This is a genomic window from uncultured Amnibacterium sp. (assembly GCF_964245895.1).
Lineage (GTDB): Bacteria > Actinomycetota > Actinomycetes > Actinomycetales > Microbacteriaceae > Amnibacterium.
On record NZ_CAXTOQ010000022.1, the window covers coordinates 1 to 26339 of the forward strand.

A 26339-nucleotide genomic window follows, 5' to 3' on the forward strand; every position below is an offset into this window, starting at 1 on the left:
ACCGGGCGCTGAAGAGCCTGTCCGACATGCTGAAGGGCAAGCAGGGCCGGTTCCGCCAGAACCTGCTCGGCAAGCGCGTCGACTACTCGGGCCGCTCGGTCATCGTCGTCGGCCCGCAGCTGAAGCTGCACCAGTGCGGTCTGCCCAAGCAGATGGCGCTGGAGCTCTTCAAGCCGTTCGTCATCAAGCGCCTGATCGACCTGTCGCACGCGCAGAACATCAAGGCCGCCAAGCGGATGGTGGAGCGCTCGCGCCCGCAGGTGTGGGACGTGCTCGAGGAGATCATCCGCGAGCGCCCGGTGCTGCTGAACCGCGCGCCGACCCTGCACCGCCTCGGCATCCAGGCGTTCGAGCCGCAGCTCGTCGAGGGCAAGGCGATCCAGCTGCACCCGCTCGTCTGCGCCGCGTTCAACGCGGACTTCGACGGCGACCAGATGGCCGTGCACCTGCCGCTGTCCGTCGAGGCCCAGGCCGAGGCGCGCATCCTGATGCTCGCGTCGAACAACATCCTGAAGCCGTCCGACGGCCGTCCGGTGACCCTGCCCTCGCAGGACATGATCATCGGCCTGCACCACCTGACCACGGTGAAGCCGGGTGCGGTCGGCGAGGGCCGCGTGTTCTCCTCCGTCGCGGAGGCGATCATGGCGAAGGACGCCGGCACGCTCGACCTGAACGCGACGGTGACGCTGCGCCTGACGGGCGTCGTGCCGCCGGCCGGTCAGACCCCGGAGGGCTACGAGGCCGGTTCGCCGGTCCTCGTCAAGACCACCCTGGGCCGGGCCATCTTCAACGAGGCGCTGCCGACCGACTACCCGTTCGTCGAGGAGCTCGCCGACAAGGGTCAGATCTCCGTGATCGTCAACGACCTCGCGGAGCGCTACCCGAAGGTGGAGGTCGCGGCGACGCTGGACCGCATCAAGGACGCCGGCTTCTACTGGGCCACCCGGAGTGGTGTGACGGTGTCGCTGTCCGACGTGCTCACGCCTCCCTCCAAGGGCAAGATCCTGGAGGGCGCCGAGAAGAAGGCCGCCAAGGTCCAGACCCAGTACGAGACGGGTCTGATCACCGACGAGGAGCGCCGCCAGGAGCTCATCGAGCTGTGGAACAAGGCCACCAGCGAGGTCGCGACGGCCATGCAGGACAATCTGCCGGTCGACAACAACATCAACCGCATGGTGTCCTCCGGCGCCCGAGGCAACTGGATGCAGGTCCGGCAGATCGCGGGCATGCGCGGCCTGGTGTCGAACCCGAAGGGCGAGATCATCCCGCGCCCGATCGTGCACTCGTACCGCGAGGGCCTGACCGTGGCCGAGTACTTCATCTCGACCCACGGTGCGCGCAAGGGCCTGGCCGACACGGCGCTCCGCACCGCGGACTCCGGCTACCTGACCCGGCGTCTCGTCGACGTGTCGCAGGACGTCATCATCCGCGAGGACGACTGCGGCACCTCCCGGGGCCTCGACCTCTCCACCAGCGAGAACGTCGAGAACGCGGTCTACGGCCGCTCGCTCGCGACCGACGTGGTCAGCGCCGGCGGCGAGGTCCTCGCCGACGCGGGTGACGACGTCGGCGACGTGCTGATCGCGAAGCTCGTCGAGGCGGGTGTCGAGCACATCAAGGTGCGCTCGGTCCTGACCTGCGAGTCCGCGGTCGGCGTCTGCGCCGCCTGCTACGGCCGCTCGCTGGCCACCGGCAAGCTCGTGGACATCGGCGAGGCCGTCGGCATCATCGCGGCCCAGTCGATCGGCGAGCCCGGCACGCAACTGACGATGCGCACGTTCCACACCGGTGGTGTGGCCTCCGCGGACGACATCACGCAGGGTCTGCCCCGCGTGCAGGAGCTGTTCGAGGCCCGCACCCCGAAGAGCGCGTCGCCGATCGCCGAGGCGGCCGGTGTCGTGACCATCGAGGACACGGACCGTCAGCGCCGGATCATCCTGACGCCGGACAACGGCGACGAGCCGTTCGCCTACCCGGTGCTGAAGCGCGCCACCCTCCTCATCGAGGACGGGCAGCACGTCGAGCTCGGCACGCAGTTCCACGTCGGGTCCATCGACCCGAAGGAGGTCCTGCGGGTCAAGGGCGTCCGTGAGGTGCAGAAGCACCTCGTGGACGGCGTCCAGGGCGTCTACCGCAGCCAGGGCGTGCCGATCCACGACAAGCACATCGAGGTCATCGTGCGGCAGATGCTGCGCAAGGTCACCGTCGTCGACCACGGCGACACCGACCTGCTCCCCGGTGAGCTCGTGGACCGCTCCCGCTACCAGGACGTCAACCGGGCCGCGCTCGCGGAGGGTCGCAAGACCGCCTCGGCGCGCCAGGAGGTCATGGGCATCACGAAGGCGTCGCTCGCGACGGAGTCGTGGCTGTCCGCCGCCTCCTTCCAGGAGACGACCCGGGTGCTGACCCAGGCGGCGATGGACGGCAAGTCCGACTCGCTGCTGGGCCTGAAGGAGAACGTCATCATCGGCAAGCTCATCCCGGCCGGCACGGGCCTGCCCCGCTACCGGGACGTGAAGGTCGAGCCGACCGAGGAGGCGAAGGCCGAGCGGTACCCGCTGCGGTCCTTCGGCGACGACTCGATGTTCAACGACGCCGACCTGTCGTTCGTGGACTTCGACTCGTTCTCGAGCGACGACTACAGCCCCGGCACCTACAACTAGGTCGCCAGGCACGAGGGCCCGTCTCCGCAAGGAGGCGGGCCCTTCGTTGTGAAGGCGTTCTGGCGGGCTTCGCTGCGCCAGAACGCCTTCAGAACGAAAGGCCTTCGACGGGATCCACCCCCATGACGGGGGATGGAGGGGATGCCTCGGATTCCGTAGCGTTGGGCGAGCCGGTCACCCACCCGGTGTCCCGCGCACCCACGCGGACCCTTCCCCCACACCACCCGGACCCAAGGTGAACACACTTCTCCCCCCGGTCTCGCGCGCCCGCGCGCAGACCCCGACCCGCGCCGCCCGGCGCGAGGTCCGCTGATGCTCCGCCCGTACCGCCTCGAGCGAGAGCTCGACCGCGCGGTCACCCAGTGGCTCGACTGGCTGCCCCGCTGGGACCCCAGCACGGCCAGGCGCCGCCTGTCGCCCTGCGTGGCGTGCCCGTCGTGGGCGATCGACCTCGCCTTCGAGGAGGTGCCGCACGGCGCCCTCCACGCCCTGACCACGTCGCTCGACGCGGTCGTCACCGAGCACGTGCGCCGCAGCGTCGCGCTGCAGCCGTTCCTCAGCGACGAGGCCGTCGACGGGCTGCGCGAGCAGCTGCGCCGCGAGGCCTCCGCCTGGGTCGGCCGGCAGCACGCGCAGATCGCGCGGGCGCTGGACGCGTTCGTCGAGCCGAAGGTGCAGCACATGGCCGCGCTGCTGCTCGCGGACCTGGGCGGCTGACGCCCGAGACGAGACGCTCGACGCGAGGAGGGGGACCCGGCCGCCGGCCGGGTCCCCCTCCTCGTTCCGTCGCGCTACGCCGCGCCCCGCACCAGCTCGGCCTGCAGCGGCCAGTCGTCCTCGAGGATCAGCTGCGACGCGGTGCCCGACACGGGGTTCACCACGATCGGGGCGAGCAGGTTGACGACGGGCGCGCCGCCCTGGATGTCGGCCACGACGTACACGTCGACCTCGCCGTCGGAGGAGGCGCCGAGTGCGGTGAGGTCCTCGTCCGCGAGGGCCGGCAGGTACTCCGGGACGTAGAACGTCGGGTCGAGCAGGAACAGCCGCAGGCCGGCGCCAGCCAGGTCCTTCAGCGTGTAGAGGCCGGGGGCCCCGTCCACGTGCTCGAGCTCGAACTCGGTCAGCGGCGCGAAGCCGGGAGGCGGGGCCGTGAACGTCAGGCGGGTGTCACGGGTGGTCTGGATCACGTTCATCACGATAGGAAGCTCATCAGGGTCGGTTGGATCACTTGGGCGGTCACCTGGAGTGCCGTCTGGTAGGCGAGCTCCTGCGTCTTGAGGTCGAGCAGGGTCCTCGTCGTGTCCGCATCCTGCAGTCCGGACCGCTGGGTCTCCAGCGCCGTCGCCGTCGTGGCGTTCTGGGTCTTCGCGCTCGTCATCCGAGCGTAGTTCGCGCCGACGATCGCGTGCTGCGCGCTGATGCTGGTCAGCGCGCCGTTCAGCACATCGATCCCCGACGTCACCGTGGCCTTGGGCCCGGTGGCCGAGTCGTCCGTGTCGTACGTGCCGCTGCGCAGCGCGTCGATCACGGACTGGATCCTGGCGAAGACGGAGGTCGTGCCGCTGCCGAACGCGGCCAGCCCGTCCGCCGACACCGTGGTCGTGTCGCCGGCGCCGCTGCCGATGCGGCGCTGCACCGATCCGAGCGCGGTCGTCGTGGTGGTGACCGTCCCGTCGGGCGCGGTCGTCGACGTGGAGGTCGTCGGCCCGCTGTAGGCGAACGTCGTCGGGTCGAACGCGCTCGAGGCGTCGGAGGTGCCGGCGAAGATCGAGCGCCCGTTGATCTTCGTGTTCGCCTGCGTGAGCAGGTCGTCGCGGATGCCCTCGAGCTGCGCGGCGATCGCGTTCCGCGCGGCCGGGCTGGAGACGCCGCTGTTCGCGGCCTGGATCGTGAGGTCCTTCGCCTGGCGCACGAGGTTCTCGGACGCCGTCATCGTGGTGTCCGCGGTGCTCAGCCAGCCGAGCCCGTCGCTGATGTTCGGCGCGTACTGCGCGTTCGCGGCCTGCTCGCCGCGGACCCGCAGGATCGAGGCGGCGGCCGCGGGGTCGTCCGACGGCTTCGCGACGAGCAGGCCGGAGGAGGACTGCGCGGTCAGCTGGGACAGCCGAGCCTTCGATGCCTGGATGCTCGCGTTCGAGCTCGAGTAGATCTGCGCGGTCGTGATGCGGCCGATCGACATCAGGTCCCCATCCGGATCAGGGTGTCGAGCACGTCGTTGATGGTGCTGATCACCCGCGCGGACGCCTGGTAGGCGTGCTGGTAGATCACGAGGTTCGCGGTCTCCTCGTCGAGGTCGACGCCGCCGACCGAGGTCTGCGCGGTCGTCGCCGCCGCCGCGGCGGTGGTGGCGGTCGTCGACCGGGCGGTCGCGGTGGCGGTCTGGGACCCGAGGCGCGACACGTAGGTCGCCCAGGCGGAGTCGGGTGAGCCGGCGGTGCTGCCGATCTGCGCGATCCGGTCCGCGATCGTGTTGTCCAGGTTGCCCTTCGTGCCGTCCGCGACGGCGACGCCGGACACCGTGCTGGGCACGACCGACAGGGTCAGGGCCGGGGAGCCGGTGCTCGAGTACGAGAAGAAGTCGAGCCCGGTCGCGCCCGTGGCCGTCGTCCCCGTGCGGTGCACGGTGTTCACCGCGTCGGCGACCGACCTGGCGATGTCGTCGAACGCCTTCGCGGCCTCGGCGAACACGCCGCCCGCCCCGCCTCCGGTGGTGTCGGCGGGCTGCAGCGACTGGATGCGGCCGGCGATGTCGCCGCCGTCGAGCGAGACGCCGCCGCCGGTGTCCGCCCAGGTCAGCTTGACCGGGCTGCTCGCGACGGTCGAGAAGCTGCCGGCGCCGCCGAGCACGACGGTGCGCGTGGTGACGCCCGAGACGAGCGCGTTGCCGCCGACCAGGACGTCGATGGTCCCGTCGGCGTTCGACCGGGTCGATGCGCCGGCGAGGTTCGCGAGGCTCGTCACGGCGGCGTCGCGCTGGTCAAGCAGGCTGTTCACGTCGCTGCCGGCCGCGCTGAGCGCCCGGATGGTCGTGTTCAGGTTCGCGATCCTCGCCGCGGTGTCGTTGATGGTGCTCACGACGGACGCGGCACCCGCCCGGGCGTCGGCCCAGGCGTTCGACGCGGCCGTGTACCCGGCCGACACGGTCGAGCCGACCAGCTGCCCCTGCGCGATGAGCGCGTTCGCCGCGCCCTGCCCGGCCGCGGTGGTGCCGGTGTTGTTCGCGACGGTCTGCCACTTCGCCCAGAAGTCGTTCATGACCTGGGACAGGCCGTTCGCGCCCGGCTCGTTCAGCGACGTCTCGACGCTGCTCAACGCGCTCGAGGAGGCGTTCCAGTACGCGGCGCTCGAGGCCGTGCTGTTGACCCGCGCGGTCACGACCGTGTCGGTGACCCGGCTGACGCCGGTCACCCGCACGCCGTCCCCGACGCTCGACTGGGTGGCGTGGGTGGCCAGCGCGGTCTGGGCGAGCGGCGACTGGTCGACCCGCTGGCGGGTGTACCCGGTGGTGTTCGCGTTCGCGACGTTCTGGCCGGTGACCTCGAGCGCCTTGCGCGCGGCGGTGAGGCCGGACGACGCGATGCTCAGCCCGCCGAAGGTGCCCACGCTCAGCCCTGCCGGTCGAAGAGCCGGGCGCCCGCACCCGCACCGACGCGGGGGCGGCCGTAGCCGGCCGGCTCGGGCGCGGTGCCGACGGAGGCGAGCGTCTCCTGCGTCGCGCGGGTCGCGGCGCGGAGGTAGCCGAGGTTGGTGTCGCGGACGTCGGCGATCTGGCCGGTCAGCGCGGTGAGCGCGGCGAGGTGCGAGAGCAGCACGTCGCGCCACGCCTCGTCCGGCGCGCCCTCGGCGAGCTGCCGCAGCGTCGCGTCCTCCGCGAGGCCCCACCCCACGGCGACGAGGGAGGCCTCGACGGTGCGCTCGATCCCGGTGGTGCGCAGGTGCCCGAGCACCTGCTCGACCTCGCGGGTCGCGTGGTGCAGCCACTTCGAGCGGCCGGCGGTGAGCAGCAGCTGCTCCTCCTCCAGCTTGAAGACGAGCATCTCGAGCAGCTCCCGCTCGCGCCACAGCAGGGACGAGAGGTCGTTCACGCTCATCGGTTCCTCCGTCGTGGGGTGCGGTCGTGCAGCGTCCCCTCCGACCATCGGCAGCTCGGCCGCGGTCGTCAGGCGAGGACGTCGTCGCCGGGAGCGTAGGTGCGCGAGCGGGCCGCACCGGGGAGGACCACACGCCCCCGAACGGGGGGCGCCCCGCGCTACGGGGACGGCCCCCAACGGGGGGCGCGGCGGATCGAAGCGGCCGGCCGCCGCCGAAATACCGTTCCCACGAACCGCCATGGAAGGCCCGGACGACAAGGACACCCGAATGGCGACACGAACCGAGCGCGATGCGCTGGTCCGCGACAACCTCGCGATCGTCGGCTACCTCGTGAACGAGGTGGCCCGCAAGGCGACCCACCTCTCGCGGGACGAGCTGGCCTCGGCCGGAGCGCTGGGCCTGGTGCTCGCCGCCGACTCCTTCGATCCCGCGCTGGGCGTGCCGTTCGGCGCGTTCGCCCGCCGACGGATCCTCGGAGCGATCGCGGACGAGATGCGCTCCGCCGACTGGGCGTCCCGCACCGCGCGGCGGCGCATCAAGGAGTCGCTCACGGTGCAGGCCTCGCTGACGAGCGCGCTGGGCCGCGCGCCGAGCGTGGACGAGATCGCCGAGTCGCTCGGCGTCGACCGGAAGGCGGCGATCGAGGCGCTGTCCGGCGCGACCTACTCCGTGTCGTCGCTCGACGAGACGATCGCCGACACGATCGCGGCGGAGGCCGCCGGGCCCGAGGACGTCGTGCTCGAGACGGAGCGCACCCGCTACGTGCAGGCGGCCGTCACCAGCCTGCCCGAGCGGATGCGGTACGTCGTCGAGCAGATCTACTTCCACGACCGCTCGGTGGGCGACCTGGCCGTCGAGCTGGGCCTCACCCACTCCGCGGTGTCCCAGCAGCGAAGCGAGGCCGTGCGCCTCATGCGGCACGGCCTCGAGTCGCAGTACGCCACCGGCGCCGCGCCCCGCCTCGAGGAGCAGCCGAAGGTCGCTCCGGCGCGCCGCGCGGCCTACCTGGCCCGCCTCGCTGAGACTTCCACCGCGCGGATGGCCTCGCCGGCCGCGCCCGCATACCTCACCGAACGAACCGCCTGACCGCTTCCCGCCTGGACTGCCCCTACTTCGGGGCGAACCGCTAACGAGACCCCTGCCGGGGCCGATAGGTGTTCGCGTCGGACCACGGATGGACCGCACTTCAGATCCCGACTCACGGAGGAACTCAAATGGGATTCAGCATCAACACCAACCTCGATGCGCTCAACACGTACAAGAACCTGCAGGGGGTGCAGAACTCGCTGTCGAAGTCGCTCGAGAAGCTCTCGAGCGGTCTGCGCATCAACAACGCGGGTGACGACGCGGCGGGCCTGACCATCGCGACCCAGCTGGGTTCGCAGGTCTCGGGTCTGACGCAGGCGGCGCGGAACGCGCAGGACGGTGTCTCGGTCGTCCAGACCGCCGACGGTGCCCTGACGCAGACCCAGTCCCTCCTCGGCCGGCTCCGTGACCTCGCGGTGCAGGCGGCGAACGACTCGAACAGCACGACCGCCCGCACGGCGATCGCGACCGAGGCGCGCTCCATCACGGACGAGCTCTCGCGGCTCAGCACCTCGGTGAACTTCAACGGCCAGAAGCTGCTCGACGGCTCCACGTCGAACATGAAGTTCCAGGTCGGTGCCGACGGCGACTCGGTCAGCCGCATCACGGTCGACCTGTCCGGCGCGAACCTGACCAACGTGGCCGCGGCGCTGAACAACGGCACCACCTCGTCCGGGACAACCTGGTCCTCGGCGGCCACGGCCGGCGCGACCGACTTCGTGAGCACGCTCGCGAACGGCACGACGACCACGGTCTCCGTCACGCTCGCAGCGGGTGACGTCACCAGCTACGGCGCGACCGCGTCGAAGCTGAACGGCAGCGCGGCGTTCGCGGCGAAGTTCAACGCGACCGTCGTCAAGGACGCGAACGGCGCCGCGACCGGCATCCAGGTCACGGCGAAGGACGGCGGCACGGTCAGCTCCGCTGCCTACGCCGGCGGCGTCGCGGGGTCCTCGACCACGGGCATCCAGTTCGACACCGCCGACCACGCGCAGGCGGCCATCCTGGCCATCGACACGCAGATCAACAGCGTGTCGGGCGCTCGCGCCAACATCGGCGCGCTCGAGAACCGGTTCGCCAGCGCGGTGTCGACGATCACCACGTCGATCACCAACCTGACCGCTGCGAAGGCGCGCATCACCGACGTCGACATGGCGTCGGAGATGGTCAACTACTCGCGCGCGAACATCCTGTCCCAGTCCGGCACCGCGATGCTCGCCCAGGCGAACTCGCTGCCGCAGCTGGCGCTGAAGCTGCTCGGCTGACGCGTAGGAACCCGGCCGGCACGGCAGCGGTGGCCCCGCTGCCGTGCCGGCCTTCCCCCATGAGCGGAGAGGACTGAGCGATGGCCACCGGCGCGACCATCAGCACGACCTCCCTGACCGGGCTCGGCCTGTCCGGGCTCTCCAGCGGGCTCGACACCAGCGGCATCATCACGAAGCTGATGGCGATCGAGTCCGCCCCGCAGGGCCAGCTGAAGACGCAGCTGAGCAGCCTGCAGACGCACACCACGGCGCTCCAGGCGCTGAACACCGCCGTCGCCGGGATCGCGACGACCGCGAAGTCCGCGCTCGCCGCGAACGCCCTGAGCTCCTTCACGGCGACCAGCAGCTCGAGCAGCGCAACCGCCACCGCCTCCTCCACCGCCTCGACCGGCAGCGTGTCCTTCACGGTCGACCGCCTCGCCGCTGCCCAGGTCACCGTCACGGCCGCGATGACGAGCTGGGACACGACGACGACGCCGAGCATCACGATCCGCACGAACGCGAACGGCTCGAGCCCGAAGGACACGACGCTGACCTTCGCGTCGTCGAACCTCGACGACGTCGTCTCGGCCATCAACGGCCAGGGGCTCGGCGTCACCGCGACGAAGGTCGCCGCCGGCACCGACCCGACCGGAGCGATGCAGTACCGGCTGCAGCTGCGCTCCAGCACCGGGGCCGCGAACGCCTTCTCGGTCTCGCCTGGCACCGCCTACTCGGCCGGCAGCACGCTCGGCACGACCATCGCCTCCGCCGCGGACGCGCAGCTGACCCTCTACGCCGGCACCGGCGCGGAGCAGCAGGTCACGTCCGCGAGCAACACCTTCTCGGACCTGATGACCGGGGTGGACGTCGCCGTGTCCGCCGTCTCGGCGAGCCCCGTCACCGTCGACGTCGCTGCCGACGTCACCGCCGCCTCCGCCTCCGCCTCCGCGCTCACCTCCGGCCTGATCTCGCTCTTCGCCGGCATCGCGTCGTCGTCGGCGATCAGCACCAGCTCGAGCAGCAGCGGCGGGACAAGCAGCACCTCGACCAGCGGCGGCGTGTTCACCGGCGACGGGCTGGTCCGGCTGGCGAAGGACTCGCTGCTCTCCGCCGTCTCCGGCGCCGTGGGCGGGAAGTCGCCCAGCTCGATCGGGATCAACCTGACCAAGGACGGCACGATCACCTTCGATCAGTCGAAGTTCGAGTCGGCGATGCGATCCGACCCGGCCGGCACGACCGCGATGTACCAGTCGATCGCGACCGCGGTGTCGAAGGCCGCGACCGCCGTCGCCGACCCCTACACGGGGTCGTTGACGCAGCAGGTCACCTCCGAGCAGGGTCAGCAGTCCTCGATCACCTCGAAGATCAGCGACTGGGACACCCGCCTCGCGGCGATCCAGGCGCAGTACACGCTCCAGTTCAACAACCTCGAGACCGCGCTCTCGAACCTCAGCGCGCAGGGGAACTACCTCACCAGCCAGATCACCGGTCTGACCACCAACTACCAGAAGTGACGATGCCTCCTTCGAACCTCGCGGCCGCCCGCTCCCTCTACAACCGCGACTCGGTGCTCAGTGCATCGCCCGCGCGGCTGCTCGTCATGCTGTACGACCGGCTGCTGCTCGACCTCGCCCGCGCCGAGACGGCGCAGCTGGGGGAGGACTGGCCGCTCGCCTCCGCGCAGCTGCTGCACGGGCAGGAGATCGTCACGGAGCTGATCAGCTCCCTCCGCCCCGACCAGTGGGACGGCGGCCCCGGCCTGATGGCGGTCTACAACTACGTGCTGACCGGGATGGTGCAGGCGGCCTCGCACCGCGACGTCGAGAAGACGCGCGAGTGCATCCGGCTGCTGGAGCCCCTGCGCCTCGCGTGGCACGAGGCGGCGCTCAAGGTCTCGATGCACGAGGCAGCGCTGCGGCGGGACGCCGTTGGCTGAGACCCCGCACACAGTGCTCCCGAGCGCCTGGGCCGCGGTGCTCGACGATCTCGAGCACCGCGTCGAGGCGGCCGAGGCCGGCGACCTGGAGGCGCTGGACGGGTGGGAGCATCCACCAGTCCAGCCGCAGCCGATGTCGCCCGACGAGCAGCACCGGGCGACCGGGATCCTGACGCGGCAGCACGCGCTGCTCGGGCGGCTGCGCGAGGAGCAGCAGGCCGTCGTGGGCTCGATGCGCGCCCTGCGCCGTCCCGCGTACAAGCCGGTGACAGCACCCCCGGTCTACATCGACCGCGTCGGCTGACTGCTCCTCCTTCGTTGTGAAGGCGATGCGGTCGACCGGATCGCCTTCACAACGCAACCGCTAGAGGGTCTGCAGCTCGCCGGCCTCGCCCGGGCGGAGGAGGAAGACCGCGAAGAACGTCGCGCCCTCGTCCGTGGCGTCGAAGTGCTCGATCACCCGATCGGCCGGCTCGACGAACGGGTCGCCCGCGCCGAGGATCACCGCCTCGCCGCCCTCGACCTGGAACAGCACCGAGCCGCGCTCGATCGTGCCGACCACGGGACCGTTGTGGCGGTGTGGACCCGCGCCCGCGTTCGGCGCCATGGTGATGCGGCGCGCCTCCAGCCGCCCGGTCGGGCCCCAGTCGAGCTCGTGCTGCAGCAGCGTCCTGCGGACGACGGACGCATCGGTCATCCACCGATCCTGCCGCTCGGACGACATGCCCCCCAACGGGGGGTGCGTTGCTTCCAGGTGCGGTTGAAGGTTCCGCATAGCGTCAGGGGGATCGAGCACGGATCGCTCGGTGGACCAGGCCACGGATCGGCCGCCCTCCTTCTTCAGGGACGGACTGACCCGTGTTCGATTCGGTCACCACGAACGCGCTCTCCAGCGCGCTCGACGGCCTGGCGCTGCGGCAGCGGACGATCGCGCAGAACATCGCGAACATCAACACGCCGAACTACCACGCGAAGGTCGTCTCCTTCGAGAGCGCCCTCGCGCAGAGCGTGCAGGCCGGTGACGGCACCGCGGTCGCGACCACGACCGACTCGAACGCGCCGACCCAGCAGAACGGCAACAACGTCAGCCTCGACTCCGAGACGCTGAACAACATCGAGACGGTGCTGCGGTACCAGTTCGCCACCCGCGCGGTGGACATGGAGTTCAGCGCCACCCAGGCCGCCATGAAGACCGCCTGATGGACGCGATCAACATCGCCGCATCGGCGCTCAACACCCATCAGGCTTGGCTCAACGCGATCTCGAACAACATCGCGAACATCAACACCGCCAAGCCGACCTCGGGCGACGCGTTCCAGGCCCAGTACCTCGAGGTCCAGGAGCAGGCCGGCAACGACGGCGTCGCCGTCACGAAGGTCGTCAAGGGCGACGCCGCCGGCCGGCTGGTGCAGGACCCGACCAACCCGCTCGCGGACAAGGACGGCTACGTCCGGATGCCCGACATGGACCTCTCCGACCAGATGTCCTCGATGATCCTCGCCCAGCGCGGCTACCAGGCGAACGCCGCCGTGGTGGACCGCGCGAAGACGACCTACGAGGCCGCCCTCCAGATCGGCAGGAGCTGATGACCTCCATCACCGCCCTGGGGGGCATCGGCGGCATCTCCGGCGTCGGCGGCACCACCTCGACGCAGCTCGGCACCGACGGCACCTCGGGTGCGAGCTTCGGCGCCGTGCTCGGCGGCGTCGTGCAGGGCCTCACGGACCAGCAGAACACCGCGAACTCCCTGGCGGTGAAGGCCGTCACCGGTGACCTCACCGACATCCACCAGGCCACCCTCGCCGCGACGCGCGCCCAGGTGACGATGGAGCTCGTCTCCGCCGTGCGCAACAAGGGCGTCGACGCGTTCAACGAGATCATGCGGATGCAGGCATGAAGCGGCTGAACGGCGCGGGGACCCGCGCGCTCGACATGGCGAAGCAGTTCACCGTCGCGCAGCGCACCATCGCGATCATCGGCGTGGCCGTGCTCGTGCTCGGCGCCATCGCGCTCGCGAACTACCTCGGTGCGCCGAGCTACAGCGTGCTCTACTCGAACATCTCGCAGGCGAACGCGTCGAGCGTCGTCGCGCAGCTGGAGAAGGACAAGGTCGACTACCAGCTGCAGGACGGCGGCCAGACGATCCTCGTGCCCGCCGACTCGGTGGACGCGGAGCGGCTGGCGAGCGCGAACCTGCTCTCCTCCGGCGCCGGCGGCTACTCGCTGCTCGACAACCTGGGCGTGACCGCCAGCGAGTTCCAGCAGAACGTGACCTACAAGCGCGCGATCGAGGGCGAGCTTGCGAAGACCATCGGCTCCATCGACGGCGTCGCCTCCGCGTCGGTGCAGCTGGCCGTGCCGCAGCAGTCGGTGTTCTCCGACCAGAAGGAGGACCCGACCGCCTCGGTGTTCGTGAACGCCACGACGCCGCTGTCGAGCGATCAGGTCGGCGCGATCGTCCACCTGGTCGCCGCCGCCTATCCGGGCCTCACCACCGACAACGTGTCGGTCGTCGACTCGAAGGGCGACACGCTGTCGGCCGTCGGCGGCGGCAGCACCAGCGGCTCCGACGCCGCCGCGGACTACGAGTCGGCCACGAAGGCGTCGGTGCAGGCGATGCTCGACAAGGTCGTCGGGCCCGGCAACGCGGTCGTCACGGTGGCCGCCGACGTCTCCAGCTCGAGCGGCACGAAGAGGAGCACCAGCTACACGCAGGGCGCGAACACGCCGCTGGCGGAGTCGTCGAACTCGACGAGCTACGCGAACGGCGGCGGCGCCGCGGCATCGGGCGGTGCCAGCGGGGTGCTCGGCGACGACACCACCGACACCTCGACCGGCGGCAACAGCGCCACCGCGTCGGGCGCCTCCGGCTCGTCCTCGCCGTCGTACACGCAGTCGCAGAGCACCAAGAACAACGCGGTCGACAAGACGGAGACGAACGAGACGATCGTGCCCGGCACGCTGAACCGCCAGTCGATCGCGGTCGCGATCGACTCGAAGGTCACCGGCGTCTCCCTCGGCTCCCTGCAGACCATGGTCTCGAACGCCGCAGGTGTGAACGCCACCCGCGGCGACACCGTCTCCGTCACCTCCGTGCCGTTCTCGACCGCGGCCGCGAAGACCGCCGCCGCAGCGCTGGCGGAGTCGACGAAGGCGCAGAGCGCCGAAGCGATGACCGGCATCATCACCACCGCCATCAAGGTCGTCGGCGGCCTGGTGCTGTTCGTGCTCGTCGTCGGCCTGCTGCGCAAGCTGTTCAAGCGTCCCGAGCCGACCGCGGTCGACGCCGGCGCGATGAACGTCGTGCCGGTCGTGCCGGGCGACCCCGGCTACGGCGGCTACGCCCCCACGCAGCAGCTCGGCGGCTTCGCGGCGCCCGGCGCCCTGCGCGGCGGCCCGGGCACCGCGCCCACCGTCGCGCTGCGCGCCCCGCTCGATCCCGCGATGGGCCAGCTGCAGGCCGACGTCGACGCCCTCGCCGGCGCCGACCCGAACCAGACCGCCGACCTCCTCCGCGCCCTCATGAGCGACCGGGCGGGTGTGTGAACGACACGCTCGAGACCCCCGAGCTGACGGGGACGCAGAAGGCCGCGCTGGTGCTCATGAACATGAGCACCGAGCGCGCCGCCGCCGTCCTGCGCAGCTTCAGCCTCGAGGAGCAGGAGCAGATCACCGAGGAGATGGCGCGCATGCGCCGGATCGACGGGTCGGACGCCGAGGCCGCGATCGCGGCGTTCCGGGCCATAGCGGAGCGCACGAGCGACCCGGAGGAGCGGACCGGCCACTCGGTCGCGACCGAGCTGATCGAGGCGTCCTTCGAGGGCGAGCGCGCCGCGGACCTGCTGGAGCGCATCGCCGCGCCCGAGGCCAGCGCCTCCTTCGCCTTCCTCGAGGACCTCGAGCCGAGCCGCGTCGTCACGCTGCTGGAGGCCGACACCGCCGAGACGCTCGCGTTCGTGCTGGTCCAGCTGGGCCCGGACCTCGCCGCGAAGATCCTCATGCTGCAGGAGTCGGCGCGCCGCGTCGACATCGCGCAGGCGATCGCGACGATGGGGTCGCCGGCTCCGGAGGCGGGCGGCATCGTCGCCGGCGTCCTGCGCAGCCGGGCGAGGCTCGCCGCGTCCGAGACCGTGTTCGTGGAGGAGGAGGGCGATGACCAGGGTCCCGCCCCGCTCCGCGTGCAGCCCCTCGTGGACATCATGAACCACGCCGCGCCGGCCGACGAGGGCCTGCTCATGGAGGGGCTCCGCGAGCGCGACGGCCACCTGGCCGACGAGGTGCGGGCGAAGATGCTGTCCTTCGACGACATCGTGCGGCTGCAGGACCGCGACGTGCAGCAGATGCTGCGCGGCATCGAGCTGGGCACCATCGCGCTCGCGCTGAAGGGCGCCGAGCCGGAGGTCGCGACCGCGATCACCTCGAACATGTCCGAGCGCAACCGCGAGGCCCTGGCCGAGGAAGCGGGCGAGCTGGGCCGCGTGAAGAGGAGCCAGGTCGACGAGGCCCGCAACCTCATCGTCCGTGCGCTGCGAGAGCTCGCCGGGACCGCCGGTCTCGAGCTGAAGAAGACGGCGCCCGAGCCGGGCGCGGCGGAGGAGTCGACCGACGACCCCGCCGAACAGGCCGCCGAACCGGAGGAAGAGTATGTCGACTAACGCCTCGTTCGCGCCGATCGCGTTCCCGGAGATGGGCGTCGCCCGGCAGCCGGCTCCCGCCGTCGTGCCGCAGCGCGTCACCCCCGGCGGCCTGTACGACGACGACGCCACGCGCCCCGTCGCCGTGCGGATGACGCCGCTCGCCTTCCCCGAGCTGGTGAAGGACGAGACGCCGGAGGTGCGCGAGCGCGCCCGTGTGCAGGGGCACGCCGCGGGTTACGCGGCGGGCCGGAAGGCCGCGACCGAGACCCTCGCCTCCGACCGCGCCGCCCTGCGCGCCGAGGCGGACCGCGCGCTCGGCGTGCAGATCGAGGGCCTGCGCTCGGCGCTCGACGCGGTCGGCCAGGCCGCGGCGGAGCTGAACGGCCAGACCACCATGGCGATGGAGGGCACCGAGGAGGCCGTGCTGTCCGCCGCGATCGAGATCGCCGGCATGATCCTCGGCCGCGCGATCGCCGAGGACCGCGACGGCGCCGCCGTCGCGGCGCTGCGCCGGGCGCTCGACGCCGCCGGCCCCGCGCCGATCCGCGTCGTGCGCATGCACCCCGACGACATCGAGCTGGTCCGGATGATCGCCGAGGAGCAGCCCGGCATGCAGGTGCTGCCGGACGCCCGCATCGCGCGCGGCGACGCGATGGTCGACCTGCCCGACGGCGTCATCGACGCCACCATCACGGGCGCGGTCGAGCGCGTCCGCCGCGCCCTCGTGGGCGGCGAGGAGTGAGCGCCCAGGTGACGACCGCGCGGCTGAACGAGCTGCGCGAGGCCGCCCGTCCCGAGCGGCTCGGCGCGGTCGCCTCCGTCGTCGGGCTCGGCATCACCGTGCGCGGCGTCGAGGCCTCCACCGGCGAGCTGGTCCTCGTCGGGGAGAACCGCGCCCGCGCCGAGGTCGTCGCCGTGTCCGGCGACGCGATCACCGTCATGCCGGTCGACCGCATGGACTCCCTCCGCGTCGGCGCCCCCGTGCGCACCACGGGCCGCCGGATGACCGTTCCCACCGGGTACGGCCTGCTCGGCCGGGTGCTCGACGCCACCGGCCGGCCGGTCGACGGCCGCGGCCCGCTCGAGTTCGACGTCCGCGTGCCCGTCGACGCGGAGGCGCCCTCCGCGATGGAGCGCGCCCGCATCGACACCCCGGTCGCGACGGGTGTGCGGGTGCTGGACACGCTCACCACCGTCGGCCGCGGCCAGCGGATGGGGCTCTTCGCCGGTTCCGGCGTCGGCAAGTCGTCGCTGCTGTCGATGATCGCCCGCGGCACCGACGCGCAGGTCAACGTGATCGCGCTGATCGGCGAGCGAGGCCGCGAGGTCCGCGAGTTCCTCGAGGACGACCTGGGGGAGGAGGGCCTCGCCCGCTCCGTCGTCGTCGTGTCGACGGCCGACCAGCCCGCCCTGACCCGCGCCCGCGCGGCGTTCACCGCCACCCGCATCGCCGAGTCGTTCCGCGACACCGGCGCGCACGCGCTGCTGATGATGGACTCGCTGACCCGCGTCGCGATGGCCCAGCGCGAGATCGGCCTCGCTGCCGGCGAGCCGCCCGCCACCCGCGGCTACCCGCCGAGCGTCTTCGGCCTGCTCGCGCGCCTCCTCGAGCGCGCCGGCACCGGCGCGGTCGGCTCGGTGACGGGCGTGTACACCGTGCTCGTCGACGGCGACGACCACAACGAGCCGATCGCCGACACCGCGCGCTCGATCCTCGACGGCCACGTCGTGCTGGATCGCAAGCTGGCGACCGCCGGGCACTTCCCGTCGATCGACGTGCTCGGCTCGGTCTCGCGCGTCGCGTCCCGCGTCACCTCCCGCGAGCAGCGGGCCGTCGCGACCGCGCTGCGCAGCGCGCTGGCCGCGAAGCGCAACGTGCAGGACCTGCTCGACGTCGGCGCGTACGCCGCCGGCGCGAACCCGCGCGTCGACGCGGCGGTCGCGAACGCGTTCGAGATCGAGGAGTTCCTGAAGCAGGACATGGACGACGTCACGCCGACGGACGAGGCCTGGCAGCGGCTCGCGCGACTCGTGGGGACGATGGGACTCTGATGGCGGTGTTCGGCCTCGCCGGTCTGCTGCGGATCCGGCGCCTGAAGGAGGATCGCGCTGCGCACGAGATGGTGCGCGCGCGCTCGAGGGCGTCGGAGCTCGCGGACGAGCGGCACCAGCTGCTCGAGCAGCTGGGGGACCACTCGCACGACGCCCGCAGCGTGCGCGGCATCCACGCGCTGTCCGCCGCCCGCGCGTCGACCTCGACGATGCTCGCCGACCTGGAGGCGCTCGCGATCACCGAGCGGCGCCTGCTCGCGGAGGCGGAGGAGGCGCACCGGCTCGCGCGCCGCGACGTGCGCACGGTGGAGAAGCTCGAGGAGAAGCACGAGGCCGAGGAGCGCGACGCCGACCTGCGCGCCGAGCAGACGGTGCTCGACGAGCTGGCGGCGCGCACCCGCTCCCGACTGCTGCCGGAGGCGACCGAGTGAGCTACGCCGACGTGCTGAACCAGATGCAGACGATCCAGAGCCGCCTGACCCAGCTGGGCATGCTGCAACCCGCGGCGACGAGCGCGACGGGGTCGACCTCGGCCGCGTCCTTCGCGACGGCGCTGGACGGCGCCTCCGGGACCGCCGCCGCCTCCGCGTCGTCGAGCGCCTCCACCGACGGCGCGCTCGTGTCGCCGAACGGCGCGACCGGCGACGACGTCGTGTCGGCCGCGCTGCAGTACAAGGGCGTGCCGTACGTGCTGGGCGGCGAGTCCACGAGCGGCATCGACTGCTCCGGGCTGGTGCAGGCCGCGCTCGCGAAGGTCGGCGTCTCCGCGCCGCGCCTGGTGCACCAGCAGCAGACGATCGGCCAGCCGGTCGACTCGCTGAAGGACGCGAAGCCCGGCGACCTGATCGTGCTGTCGGGCGGCGACCACATCGCGGTCTACATGGGGAACGACACCGTGATCCACGCGCCGTACCCGGGGCGCAGCGTGTCGGTGCAGAAGGCCTGGTTCACCGACAAGGACATCGTGACGATCCGCCGGGTCGTGCCCGCGACGGACGACGCGGCCGCCGCGGCGCCGACCGCGGTCGCCGCCTCACCGACCCAGGTCGCCGCCTCAGGCGTCCTCGGGGCGACCGGCGCCGACGCCGCGTCCGGCACCGCCACGAGCGGACTGTCCGCGGCCACGATAGCGAAGGCGACCTCGATGCTCACCTCCTACGGCGGCGACGTCGGCCTCTACGACACGTCCGGCTCCTCCACGTCCTCCGGGGGCACCTCGCTCAGCAGCCTGCTCGCGTCCTTCGGGCTCACCGGCACCTCGACCTCGGGCGCGTCGTCCTCCTCCGCGCAGCAGATCCTCGCCGCACGCACCGCGCTGCTCGGAGCGAGCGCCTGATGGCCGCGATCGCCGGGGTCGCCGTGAGCGCCGACCTCACCACCACCCCCTCCACCGGGTCCGGCACGGGCACGCCCGCCGCTGCCGGCCTCTTCGGCTCGGCGCTCGACGCCGCGATCACCGACGGCGGCCAGGCCGCGCGCGCGACGTCGCGGGGCGCGCCCGCCGGCGACGCCCAGCAGGCGGGGACGACGGCCACCCTGCTCGGAGGCGCCGCGGCGGCGCTCGCCGCGCTGCTCGGCAAGGTCGCCGCGAGCGCCGGATCGCCTGCCGGCGCCGACGCGGCCCCCGCAGCGTCGGGCTCGGCGACCCCGACGGCCGAGCCGTCCGCCCCCGCACCGTCGACCGCTGCAGGCGCCGCGGCCGTCCTCGCCGCCGCGGGCGCCGCTCCCGCGGGCGCCGCGAAGCCTGCCGGCGTTCCCGCCGCCACCGCCGACCCGGAGGTCGCCCTCGCCGACCCAGGACCGGTCGCGCACACCGCCGCCGGCCACGGCAAGGCCGCGACGACGGAGGCGTCGGACGACGACGCGGCGGGCGCCGCTGCGACGCCGGACCCCGGCGCGCAGGTCGTCGACGTCCCCGCGACCGCCGCGCTGCCGGCGCCCCTCCCGCCCGTCGCCGCGCCCGCGCAGCCGGTCGCCACCGCGCAGCCGGTCGCCGCGGGCCCTGCGCCCGCCGCGAAGCAGGCCGACGGCGTGCCGGCGGTCGCCGCGCACGGCGCCGCCCGGTCGCACGCGGACGACCCCTCCGCGCCGCAGCCGAGCGCGGCAGGGCCGGACGCGACCGCGACGAGCGCCGCGCCCGCACCGGCCGCTGCTCCCGCCCCCGTCGTCGCCGGGACGACCGTGGCGCCGGACGCGAGCGCGCTGCAGGGCATCGCCGGCACCTCGGCCGCGCAGCCCGCAGCGGCGCCCGCACCGGCGCAGGCGGCCGCCCCGACCGCTGCCGTCCCGCAGCCCACGATCGCCCTGCAGCTGCACGAGCCGCTCGTCGCCCTGCGCAGCGCGCCCGACGGCGACCACGTCGTGGTCGTGCGGGTCAGCCCCGAGCACCTCGGGCCGGTCACGGTGCACGCGACCGTGTCCCACGGCGACCTGTCCGTCCAGCTGTTCGCGGCGACCTCCGACGCGCGGGACGCGCTGAAGACGATGATGACCGACCTGCGCCGCGACCTCGGCTCGGGCACCGGTGGCAGCGCCACCACGCTCTCGCTCGCCACCGGCGACGCCCCGCAGCAGGACACCCGCGGTCAGCAGACCCTGGGCTGGACCGGGTCCGGAGGCTCCGGACCCGACCGCTCCGCCTTCCGCGACGACCTGAACGGCCGCCCGGCCGCCCGGGTCGCCGACGAGCCCGCCTCCCCGATCCGCCTCCCGAGCCGCGACAGCTCGCTGCTCGACGTGCTCGCCTGAAAGGACCGCAGATGACCACCACGACCACCGGCGCGACGACCGGCACCACCGGCACGTCGATCTACTCGAGCGGCACCGGCACGTCCGCGAAGGCGAACCAGGAGTACAACAGCGAGCTGTTCATGAAGCTGCTCGTCACCCAGCTGTCGAACCAGGACCCCAGCTCGCCGATGGACAGCTCGCAGATGGTCGCCCAGACGGCGCAGCTCGCGTCGATGGAGCAGCTCACCTCCCTGAACAGCACCACGACCAGCACGCACCAGTCGCAGATGCAGTCGACCGCGACGAGCATGCTCGGCCGGTCCGTGAGCTGGACCGACTCGAACGGCGCCGCGCAGACCGGCAAGGTCGCCTCGATCTCGTTCTCGAGCACCGGTGCGCCCCAGCTGACCATCGGCTCCTCCACCGTCGCCCTCACGGCGATCACCGGCGTCAGCGCCTCCTAGACCCTCCTCCTCTCCACCACCACCGCCGCCTCCGCGCGGCAGCCATGACGGCGACTTCCGGCCAGGACGGCCACGACACCGGCGGACCGCAGACGCGGCCCCGGACCGTTCCCACCGCGAAGGACACTGAATTGCTCCGCTCCCTCTACTCCGGCATCTCCGGTCTCCGCGCCGAGCAGACGATGCTCGACGTCACCTCGAACAACATCGCGAACGTGAACACGGTCGGCTTCAAGTCGTCGACCGTGCAGTTCGAGGACGCGCTGTCGCAGATGGTCTCCGCCGCCGGCCTCGCCACCAGCGCCAAGGCGGGCACGAACCCGAACCAGGTCGGCCTCGGCGTGCGCGTCGCGGGCGTCACCACGAACCTCACGCAGGGCTCGCAGACGACCACCGGCAACAACCTCGACTCGCTGATCTCGGGAGACGGCTACTTCGTCACCACCTCCGGGTCGCAGACGCTGTACACGCGCAACGGCTCGTTCCACTGGGACTCGGAGGGTCGCCTCTCCACCGCGGACGGCTCGCTCGTGCAGGGCTGGCCGGCCGTGAACGGCACCGTGTCGACGGGCAGCAAGCCCACGACGCTGACCCTCCCGTCCGGCACGGTCGCGCCCGCGAAGGCCACGACCACCTCCACCCTCACCGGCAACCTGCCGTCGGACGCGGCGTCGGGCACGACGTTCGACCGCGACATCACGGTGTTCTCCGCCGACGGCACGGCGAGGCAGCTGACCGCGACGTTCACGGCCGGCGCGAACGGGGCGTGGAACTACTCCATGAACGACCACGCCGGGAACACCGCGACCGGCAGCCTGCAGACCGGGGCCGCGACCGTCACGGGCACCACGACGGCGACGGTCGGCGGCATCTCGGTCGACCTGTCCAAGCTGTCCGGCTACGCCGGGCTGTCGACCACGGCGTTCTCGGAGCAGAACGGCAACGCGGCGGGCACCCTGCTGTCCGTCGGCCTGGGCGGCGACGGCACGCTGTCCGGCACGTTCAGCAACGGCGCGACCGTCGCGATCGCCCGCCTCGCGATCGGCACGTTCACGAACCCGGAGGGGCTCGCGAAGGCCGGCAACTCCTCGCTGGTCCAGACCCTGAACTCCGGGGACGTCCGACTGGGCACCGCGGGGTCGGACGGGTACGGCTCGGTCGTCTCGGGTGCGCTCGAGGCGTCGAACGTGGACCTCAGCCAGGAGTTCACGAACCTGATCGTCGCGCAGCGCGGGTTCCAGGCGAACGCCCGCATCATCACGACCTCGGACGAGATCCTGCAGGAGCTCACGCAGCTGAAGCGCTAGCCCCGTAATCCGTTTTGAAGGAACTTCTCGCGTCGGAGACGGGAAGTTCCTTCAAAACGGAATGCGGCCCGGAGTGGGGCCAGACGGCGGCTGACGGGCGGGCGCAGGATGCCGATTGTCTGATGTGACGGCGGGAGAGGACTCCACGGACGGAGTCCGAGTGCCGGTCCCACGGATGGGGGAGAACGATGATCCTGTTGACGCGCCTGAACGGCAGCACCTTTGCAGTCAACCCTGATCTGGTCGAACGGATCCAGGAGCAGCCCGACACGACGGTGGTCCTCGTCGACGGGACCACGTTCATCGTGACCGAGACGATCGAGGAAGTGATCGACGAGATCGCGGAGTACCGCGCTCGGGTGATCGCCCTCGCGCACTCGATGCACTTCGACGCCCCGGCCGCCGTCCCTGCGTCGTCGAGGGGGCCGCGCCGATTCGGCGTGGTCGACGGCGCCAAGGCTTCACCACGTCCGATCGGAGGGCGTTCCTGATGGATCCGGCGACCCTCGGCGGCATCATCGTCGCCATCGGCGCGCTCATCGCGATGGCGGTCATGGAGGGCGCCAACCCGATGAGCCTGCTGCTGCCGCCGCCGATGATCCTGGTCTTCGGCGGGGCGCTCGGCGCGGCCATCGCGTCGACGACGCTGCCGGACTCCATCGCGTCGCTCGCGATGATCCCGAAGGCGATGCTCTACAAGAACGTCAAGCTGGGCAAGGACGTGGACACGCTCGTCGAGCTGGCGGAGGTCGCCCGCAAGGACGGCCTGCTCGCGCTCGAGGCGAAGGCCGCGGACATCAAGGACCCCTACCTGAAGAAGGCGCTGCAGAACGTCGCCGACGGCATGGACGCGGACGAGCTGCGGATCATGATGGAGGACGAGGCCGCCGCGAGCGAGAAGTCCGGCCGCTCCGCCGCGAAGTTCTACGGCGCGCTCGGCGGGTACGCGCCGACCGTCGGCATCCTCGGCACGGTCGTGTCGCTGACGCACGTGCTCGAGAACCTCGACGACCCGTCCAGCCTGGGCCACTCGATCGCCTCCGCGTTCGTCGCGACCCTCTGGGGCGTGCTGTCCGCGAACCTGATCTGGCTGCCGATCGGCGGCCGCATCAGCAAGATGACGGACCTCGCGTCCGAGCGCTTCACGATGCTCACCGAGGGCGTGCTGGCCGTGCAGGCCGGCGCCCAGCCGCGCGTGCTCTCCGAGAAGCTGTACGCGATGCTGCCCGCCTCCGAGCGGCCCAAGGCCGGCGCGAAGGGTGCTCCCGTCAAGGGTGCGAAGGCGCCGAAGGCCGCGGAAGCGGCGGCGTAGCGTGTCCGGCCGCCGCCGGAAGGGGCATCACGAGGAGCACCACGTCGACGAGCGGTGGCTGGTGTCCTACGCGGACATGATCACCGTCCTGATGGCGCTCTTCATCGTGCTGTACGCGATGTCGACCGTCGACCAGAAGAAGTTCGACGAGCTGAAGAACTCGCTCGCCACCGGCTTCGGGGTGACGAAGTCGACGACGGTCGACGAGAACAAGGGCGTCGTGCGCCCGGAGGACGTCAAGAAGGACGGCGCCGGCTTCTCGAACTCGACCATCGCGCTGCAGCAGGTCGCGCGGGAGATCCAGGACGAGCTGAAGACGTCGGGCCTCGCCAGCGACGTGAAGGTCACCGCGGGCACGAACGCGATCACGATCTCCCTGGTCGGCTCCAGCACCTACTTCGAGGGCAACGACGCGACCCTGCAGCCGCACGCGCTGGAGGTGCTGCAGAAGCTGTCGCCGACGCTGCACAAGCACGCCGGCCAGGTGACGGTGGAGGGGCACGCCGACCCGCGCGGCTCCGCCGGCAAGTGGGAGACGGACTGGAACCTCGCCTCCGCCCGCGCGAACAGCGTGCTGACGTGGCTGATCGACCACCGGTCGGTGAACCCCGCGGACATCTCGTCGATCTCGTTCGGGTCGGAGAACGCGAAGAAGGCGGACACCGCGGAGGCGATCGAGCACAACCGCCGCGTCGACATCGTGCTGCACTCGGTCAGCATCCCGGCAGCGGCCCCCGCGGCCGACACCGAGAAGACCGCGTCGGAGGAGTCCTCGTCGCACGGGTCGTCGGAGACCGAGACGAAGACCGAGTCCGGCGCGCACCACTGATCGGCGTCGTGCGCTGCAGCAGCCTGCTGGAGCGCTTGAGCAGGCCGCTTGCGCTTCAGCAGGCTGCTCGGGCACTTGAGCAGGCCGCTCGCGCTTCAGCAGGCCCGAGGGGCCTTCCGTAGCCTGCTCAAGCACTGGTGGCCTGCCGGGGTGCTCGGCCGTGCCGCGGAGCCCACTCGGGCATGCCGCTCACGCTTCAGCAGGCCGGCGGAGCACTTGAGCAGGCCGCTCGTGCTTCAGCAGGCCCGATGCGCCTCTGGTGGCCTGCTGAAGTGCGGGTGGCCTGCCGAGGTGCTCAGCCGTCCTCGCACCACTGATCAGGGCCTGCTCTGGCGCGTCCCCGGAGTGGCGCGCCCCCGTTCGGGTGACGGTCCGGTGTACTTCGTCGCGTGACGGAACGGACGCCCTTCCGCGCCCGGGTCCACGCGCCGGGCGCCGAGCTCGACGTGCAGGCCTACGACTTCGAGTCGCCGGAGCTGATCGGCGGGGACGACCGCGCCCGGCTCGACGCGGCCCTCGAGGCGTGGGGCCGCCAGGTCGGCATGCTGATCACCGCGAAGACGCGAGCGGTGGTCGACGTCGCGACCGCGCCGTCGCGCATCCAGTCCTTCGGCGCCTTCATCGCCTCCGCCGAGGGCCCCGTGCTGTGGGCCACCGCCTCCTCCGCGGGCGGGCGAATCCTGTACCGGATCCCGCTCGAGGAGGCCAGGTACTGGGCCGCCCGCATGATCGGCGCGGCCGGTGACGCCGCCGGCGACGGCGCCCCGCTCACCTCCGTGGAGCGGGCGCTCGCGCGGCAGGTGCTGACCGAGCAGCTGGCCGAGCTGCAGCACGCGACCGGCGGCATGTTCGCCGAGCCGGTGCTGGAGGCGTTCGGCACGGAGCCGCCCTCCTCCGTCGACCGCGACGCGCAGGCGGTCGTCGCCGTGATCGGCACCCTGCGGCGGAACGACCGCCGGCAGCTGGCGGCCGCGATCGACGCCGAGCTCGTCCTGCAGCGGCTCGGCGCCGTCGCCCCGCACCAGGACGCGGCCCAGGTGCGGACCCGCATCGGCGGCCACCTCGCCCTCGCCCCCGTGGAGATCGCCCTCCGCTTCGACCCCACGCGCGTCGGACCCGACACGGTCCTCGACCTCGCCGCGGGCGACCTGATCCCCCTCGCCCACCTCGCGGACCGCCCGCTCGTCGTCACCCTCGACGGCGAGCCGGTCCTGCACGCCGCGGTCGGCGGCAACGGCGAGCGCCTCGCGTGCGTCGTCGTCTCGAACGGAGACCTCGTATGAGCATGTCGACCGTGCGCCCTGGTACCGCGACGGACGAGGCGGCCATCGCGGAGGCGCTCGTCGCGGCCCTGCCAGGCCCGCCCCTGATGGCGCAGCTGCACGGCTCCGACCTGGTGCCGATGCAGTCGCTGGAGACCGGCGTCTCCGCCACCTACGTCGGACCGCGCTCCGGCGACCTGTCCCTGATCCTGCTGGACCGCACCGAGCTGATCGCGGCCGGCGGCGGCGACGCCCGGGTCCGCCTCGGCGACGTGCTGCGCCCCGCGCTCGAGCTCGCCTCCGACGTGATCGGCGGCGGGCAGCTCGGCGAGGTCACCGACGGCGTGCCCGCCAGCCTGTTCCAGTCCGCGGACGCGGTGGTGTTCGACCTGATCGGCGAGGAGGGGGTCGCCGGCTGGTTCGCGGTGGCCCTGCGCACCCCGGCCCCGCCCCGCGCCTTCCGCGACGTGTCGTCGCGGCTCGGCCGCATCAGCACGGTGCAGATGACGCTCGCGGTGGAGATCGGGCGGGCCACGGTGTCGGTGCAGGAGCTGCTCGACGCGCAGCCCGGCACCGTCATCGAGCTGGACCGCGCCGTCGGCAGCGAGGCCGACGTGTTCCTGAACGGCCGGATGATCGCGCACGGCGAGATCGTCATCGTCGACCGGCGCTTCGCCGTCCGGGTGACCGAGGTCCTCGACCCCATCGACGAGATCTGACCT

At 72.1% G+C, this 26339-nt stretch carries 29 protein-coding genes; 24 read left to right on the plus strand and 5 right to left on the minus strand.

The annotated features are described in order from the left end of the window. Nucleotides 1–2663 (plus strand): DNA-directed RNA polymerase subunit beta' (rpoC, locus tag ACFE60_RS05180; protein ID WP_375387778.1); only part of this gene is annotated, 2663 nt, incomplete at its 5' end. A gap of 312 nt (nt 2664–2975) precedes the next feature. Then, the gene (locus ACFE60_RS05185; RefSeq protein ID WP_375387779.1) at nt 2976–3380 is read left to right on the plus strand and encodes a hypothetical protein; all 405 of its coding nucleotides are present in this window, start codon (nt 2976–2978) and stop codon (nt 3378–3380) included. A gap of 74 nt (nt 3381–3454) precedes the next feature. Here ACFE60_RS05185 and ACFE60_RS05190 read toward each other — a convergent pair whose 3' ends face one another. From ACFE60_RS05190 to ACFE60_RS05205, 4 genes are read right to left on the minus strand one after another with little or no spacing between them, the layout of a single operon-like run. Beyond that, on the minus strand, nt 3455–3850 hold the full coding sequence (locus tag ACFE60_RS05190; protein WP_375387780.1) for a flagellar assembly protein FliW: 396 nt from the start codon (nt 3848–3850) through the stop codon (nt 3455–3457). Between the two features lie 5 nt (nt 3851–3855). After that, complete coding sequence (gene flgL / locus ACFE60_RS05195; protein ID WP_375387781.1) at nt 3856–4842, minus strand: flagellar hook-associated protein FlgL; 987 nt, start codon at nt 4840–4842, stop codon at nt 3856–3858. Continuing rightward, nucleotides 4842–6266 carry a flagellar hook-associated protein FlgK gene (gene flgK, locus ACFE60_RS05200; protein WP_375387782.1) on the minus strand — a complete coding sequence of 475 codons (1425 nt, stop codon included), beginning with the start codon at nt 6264–6266 and terminating at the stop codon, nt 4842–4844. The genes flgL and flgK overlap by 1 nt, the downstream gene beginning before the upstream one ends. Before the next feature lie 2 nt (nt 6267–6268). After that, the gene (locus ACFE60_RS05205; protein WP_375387783.1) at nt 6269–6754 is read right to left on the minus strand and encodes a flagellar protein FlgN; all 486 of its coding nucleotides are present in this window, start codon (nt 6752–6754) and stop codon (nt 6269–6271) included. Between the two features lie 268 nt (nt 6755–7022). On the opposite strand from ACFE60_RS05205, the gene ACFE60_RS05210 reads away from it, so the two are divergent. The 5 genes from ACFE60_RS05210 to ACFE60_RS05230 all read left to right on the plus strand — a co-directional run bounded on the left by ACFE60_RS05210 (nt 7023) and on the right by ACFE60_RS05230 (nt 11328). Beyond that, nucleotides 7023–7841: a sigma-70 family RNA polymerase sigma factor gene (locus tag ACFE60_RS05210; RefSeq protein ID WP_375387784.1), complete on the plus strand. Its 819-nt coding sequence runs from the start codon at nt 7023–7025 to the stop codon at nt 7839–7841. Nucleotides 7842–7969: 128 nt separating this feature from the next. Next, nucleotides 7970–9106 (plus strand): flagellin, encoded by a 1137-nt coding sequence (locus ACFE60_RS05215; protein WP_375387785.1) that lies wholly within the window; start codon nt 7970–7972, stop codon nt 9104–9106. A gap of 80 nt (nt 9107–9186) precedes the next feature. Beyond that, nucleotides 9187–10602, plus strand: coding sequence for a flagellar filament capping protein FliD (fliD, locus tag ACFE60_RS05220; RefSeq protein ID WP_375387786.1), 1416 nt, complete (start codon nt 9187–9189; stop codon nt 10600–10602). Between the two features lie 2 nt (nt 10603–10604). Beyond that, nucleotides 10605–11024: a flagellar export chaperone FliS gene (gene fliS / locus ACFE60_RS05225; RefSeq protein ID WP_375387787.1), complete on the plus strand. Its 420-nt coding sequence runs from the start codon at nt 10605–10607 to the stop codon at nt 11022–11024. Between the two features lie 13 nt (nt 11025–11037). Next, nucleotides 11038–11328, plus strand: a complete 291-nt coding sequence (locus tag ACFE60_RS05230; protein ID WP_375387788.1) for a hypothetical protein — start codon at nt 11038–11040, stop codon at nt 11326–11328. 60 nt (nt 11329–11388) lie between these two features. Here the strand turns inward: ACFE60_RS05230 and ACFE60_RS05235 are convergent, their stop codons facing one another. Next, nucleotides 11389–11721, minus strand: a complete 333-nt coding sequence (locus tag ACFE60_RS05235) for a cupin domain-containing protein (RefSeq protein ID WP_375387789.1) — start codon at nt 11719–11721, stop codon at nt 11389–11391. 161 nt (nt 11722–11882) lie between these two features. Between ACFE60_RS05235 and ACFE60_RS05240 the strand changes: the two genes are divergently transcribed. From ACFE60_RS05240 to ACFE60_RS05320, 17 genes are all read left to right on the plus strand, one after another. After that, entirely contained in the window at nt 11883–12224 is a 342-nt protein-coding gene (locus ACFE60_RS05240; protein WP_375387790.1) for a flagellar basal body rod protein FlgB, read from the plus strand. Beyond that, a complete protein-coding gene (locus ACFE60_RS05245) occupies nt 12224–12610 on the plus strand; it encodes a flagellar basal body rod protein FlgC (protein ID WP_375387791.1) in 387 nt (128 codons plus the stop codon). The genes ACFE60_RS05240 and ACFE60_RS05245 overlap by 1 nt, the downstream gene beginning before the upstream one ends. Beyond that, complete coding sequence (gene fliE / locus ACFE60_RS05250; protein WP_375387792.1) at nt 12610–12921, plus strand: flagellar hook-basal body complex protein FliE; 312 nt, start codon at nt 12610–12612, stop codon at nt 12919–12921. The genes ACFE60_RS05245 and fliE overlap by 1 nt, the downstream gene beginning before the upstream one ends. Next, nucleotides 12918–14570, plus strand: a complete 1653-nt coding sequence (gene fliF / locus ACFE60_RS05255) for a flagellar basal-body MS-ring/collar protein FliF (RefSeq protein WP_375387793.1) — start codon at nt 12918–12920, stop codon at nt 14568–14570. The genes fliE and fliF overlap by 4 nt, the downstream gene beginning before the upstream one ends. Next, nucleotides 14567–15679 (plus strand): flagellar motor switch protein FliG, encoded by a 1113-nt coding sequence (locus ACFE60_RS05260; RefSeq protein ID WP_375387794.1) that lies wholly within the window; start codon nt 14567–14569, stop codon nt 15677–15679. The genes fliF and ACFE60_RS05260 overlap by 4 nt, the downstream gene beginning before the upstream one ends. Next, nucleotides 15669–16403: a FliH/SctL family protein gene (locus ACFE60_RS05265; protein WP_375387795.1), complete on the plus strand. Its 735-nt coding sequence runs from the start codon at nt 15669–15671 to the stop codon at nt 16401–16403. The genes ACFE60_RS05260 and ACFE60_RS05265 overlap by 11 nt, the downstream gene beginning before the upstream one ends. An 8-nt stretch (nt 16404–16411) precedes the next feature. Next, nucleotides 16412–17713 carry a FliI/YscN family ATPase gene (locus ACFE60_RS05270; protein ID WP_375387796.1) on the plus strand — a complete coding sequence of 434 codons (1302 nt, stop codon included), beginning with the start codon at nt 16412–16414 and terminating at the stop codon, nt 17711–17713. Then, nucleotides 17713–18144: a flagellar FliJ family protein gene (locus ACFE60_RS05275; protein WP_375387797.1), complete on the plus strand. Its 432-nt coding sequence runs from the start codon at nt 17713–17715 to the stop codon at nt 18142–18144. The genes ACFE60_RS05270 and ACFE60_RS05275 overlap by 1 nt, the downstream gene beginning before the upstream one ends. Next, nucleotides 18141–19049 carry a C40 family peptidase gene (locus tag ACFE60_RS05280; RefSeq protein ID WP_375387798.1) on the plus strand — a complete coding sequence of 303 codons (909 nt, stop codon included), beginning with the start codon at nt 18141–18143 and terminating at the stop codon, nt 19047–19049. The genes ACFE60_RS05275 and ACFE60_RS05280 overlap by 4 nt, the downstream gene beginning before the upstream one ends. Continuing rightward, nucleotides 19049–20461 (plus strand): flagellar hook-length control protein FliK, encoded by a 1413-nt coding sequence (locus ACFE60_RS05285; protein ID WP_375387799.1) that lies wholly within the window; start codon nt 19049–19051, stop codon nt 20459–20461. Before ACFE60_RS05280 ends, ACFE60_RS05285 begins: the two co-directional genes overlap by 1 nt. Nucleotides 20462–20472: 11 nt before the next feature. Beyond that, on the plus strand, nt 20473–20907 hold the full coding sequence (locus ACFE60_RS05290) for a flagellar hook capping FlgD N-terminal domain-containing protein (protein ID WP_375387800.1): 435 nt from the start codon (nt 20473–20475) through the stop codon (nt 20905–20907). A 131-nt stretch (nt 20908–21038) separates the two neighbouring features. Beyond that, nucleotides 21039–22214, plus strand: a complete 1176-nt coding sequence (locus ACFE60_RS05295) for a flagellar hook protein FlgE (protein ID WP_375387801.1) — start codon at nt 21039–21041, stop codon at nt 22212–22214. Between the two features lie 188 nt (nt 22215–22402). Further along, complete coding sequence (locus tag ACFE60_RS05300; RefSeq protein ID WP_375387802.1) at nt 22403–22705, plus strand: flagellar FlbD family protein; 303 nt, start codon at nt 22403–22405, stop codon at nt 22703–22705. Beyond that, nucleotides 22705–23526 (plus strand): motility protein A, encoded by an 822-nt coding sequence (locus ACFE60_RS05305; RefSeq protein ID WP_375387803.1) that lies wholly within the window; start codon nt 22705–22707, stop codon nt 23524–23526. The genes ACFE60_RS05300 and ACFE60_RS05305 overlap by 1 nt, the downstream gene beginning before the upstream one ends. Before the next feature lies 1 nt (nt 23527). Next, nucleotides 23528–24355: a flagellar motor protein MotB gene (locus ACFE60_RS05310; protein ID WP_375387804.1), complete on the plus strand. Its 828-nt coding sequence runs from the start codon at nt 23528–23530 to the stop codon at nt 24353–24355. A 389-nt stretch (nt 24356–24744) separates the two neighbouring features. After that, nucleotides 24745–25638, plus strand: coding sequence for a FliM/FliN family flagellar motor switch protein (locus tag ACFE60_RS05315; RefSeq protein ID WP_375387805.1), 894 nt, complete (start codon nt 24745–24747; stop codon nt 25636–25638). Further along, entirely contained in the window at nt 25635–26336 is a 702-nt protein-coding gene (locus ACFE60_RS05320) for a FliM/FliN family flagellar motor switch protein (RefSeq protein ID WP_375387806.1), read from the plus strand. Before ACFE60_RS05315 ends, ACFE60_RS05320 begins: the two co-directional genes overlap by 4 nt. Nucleotides 26337–26339 lie beyond the last annotated feature (3 nt).

Excerpts from the sequence above, each read along its gene's own strand:
- fliF (WP_375387793.1), top strand. The coding sequence starts at position 12,918 with ATGAAGCGGCTGAACGGCGCGGGGACCCGCGCGCTCGACATGGCGAAG.
- ACFE60_RS05300 (WP_375387802.1), top strand. The coding sequence starts at position 22,403 with ATGATCCTGTTGACGCGCCTGAACGGCAGCACCTTTGCAGTCAACCCT.
- ACFE60_RS05275 (WP_375387797.1), top strand. The coding sequence starts at position 17,713 with ATGGCGGTGTTCGGCCTCGCCGGTCTGCTGCGGATCCGGCGCCTGAAG.
- ACFE60_RS05285 (WP_375387799.1), top strand. The coding sequence starts at position 19,049 with ATGGCCGCGATCGCCGGGGTCGCCGTGAGCGCCGACCTCACCACCACC.
- ACFE60_RS05320 (WP_375387806.1), top strand. The coding sequence starts at position 25,635 with ATGAGCATGTCGACCGTGCGCCCTGGTACCGCGACGGACGAGGCGGCC.
- fliE (WP_375387792.1), top strand. The coding sequence starts at position 12,610 with ATGACCTCCATCACCGCCCTGGGGGGCATCGGCGGCATCTCCGGCGTC.
- ACFE60_RS05235 (WP_375387789.1), bottom strand. The coding sequence starts at position 11,721 with ATGACCGATGCGTCCGTCGTCCGCAGGACGCTGCTGCAGCACGAGCTC.
- ACFE60_RS05305 (WP_375387803.1), top strand. The coding sequence starts at position 22,705 with ATGGATCCGGCGACCCTCGGCGGCATCATCGTCGCCATCGGCGCGCTC.
- ACFE60_RS05245 (WP_375387791.1), top strand. The coding sequence starts at position 12,224 with ATGGACGCGATCAACATCGCCGCATCGGCGCTCAACACCCATCAGGCT.
- ACFE60_RS05210 (WP_375387784.1), top strand. The coding sequence starts at position 7,023 with ATGGCGACACGAACCGAGCGCGATGCGCTGGTCCGCGACAACCTCGCG.
- flgL (WP_375387781.1), bottom strand. The coding sequence starts at position 4,842 with ATGTCGATCGGCCGCATCACGACCGCGCAGATCTACTCGAGCTCGAAC.
- ACFE60_RS05215 (WP_375387785.1), top strand. The coding sequence starts at position 7,970 with ATGGGATTCAGCATCAACACCAACCTCGATGCGCTCAACACGTACAAG.
- fliS (WP_375387787.1), top strand. The coding sequence starts at position 10,605 with ATGCCTCCTTCGAACCTCGCGGCCGCCCGCTCCCTCTACAACCGCGAC.
- ACFE60_RS05290 (WP_375387800.1), top strand. The coding sequence starts at position 20,473 with ATGACCACCACGACCACCGGCGCGACGACCGGCACCACCGGCACGTCG.
- fliD (WP_375387786.1), top strand. The coding sequence starts at position 9,187 with ATGGCCACCGGCGCGACCATCAGCACGACCTCCCTGACCGGGCTCGGC.
- ACFE60_RS05265 (WP_375387795.1), top strand. The coding sequence starts at position 15,669 with ATGTCGACTAACGCCTCGTTCGCGCCGATCGCGTTCCCGGAGATGGGC.
- ACFE60_RS05205 (WP_375387783.1), bottom strand. The coding sequence starts at position 6,754 with ATGAGCGTGAACGACCTCTCGTCCCTGCTGTGGCGCGAGCGGGAGCTG.
- ACFE60_RS05185 (WP_375387779.1), top strand. The coding sequence starts at position 2,976 with ATGCTCCGCCCGTACCGCCTCGAGCGAGAGCTCGACCGCGCGGTCACC.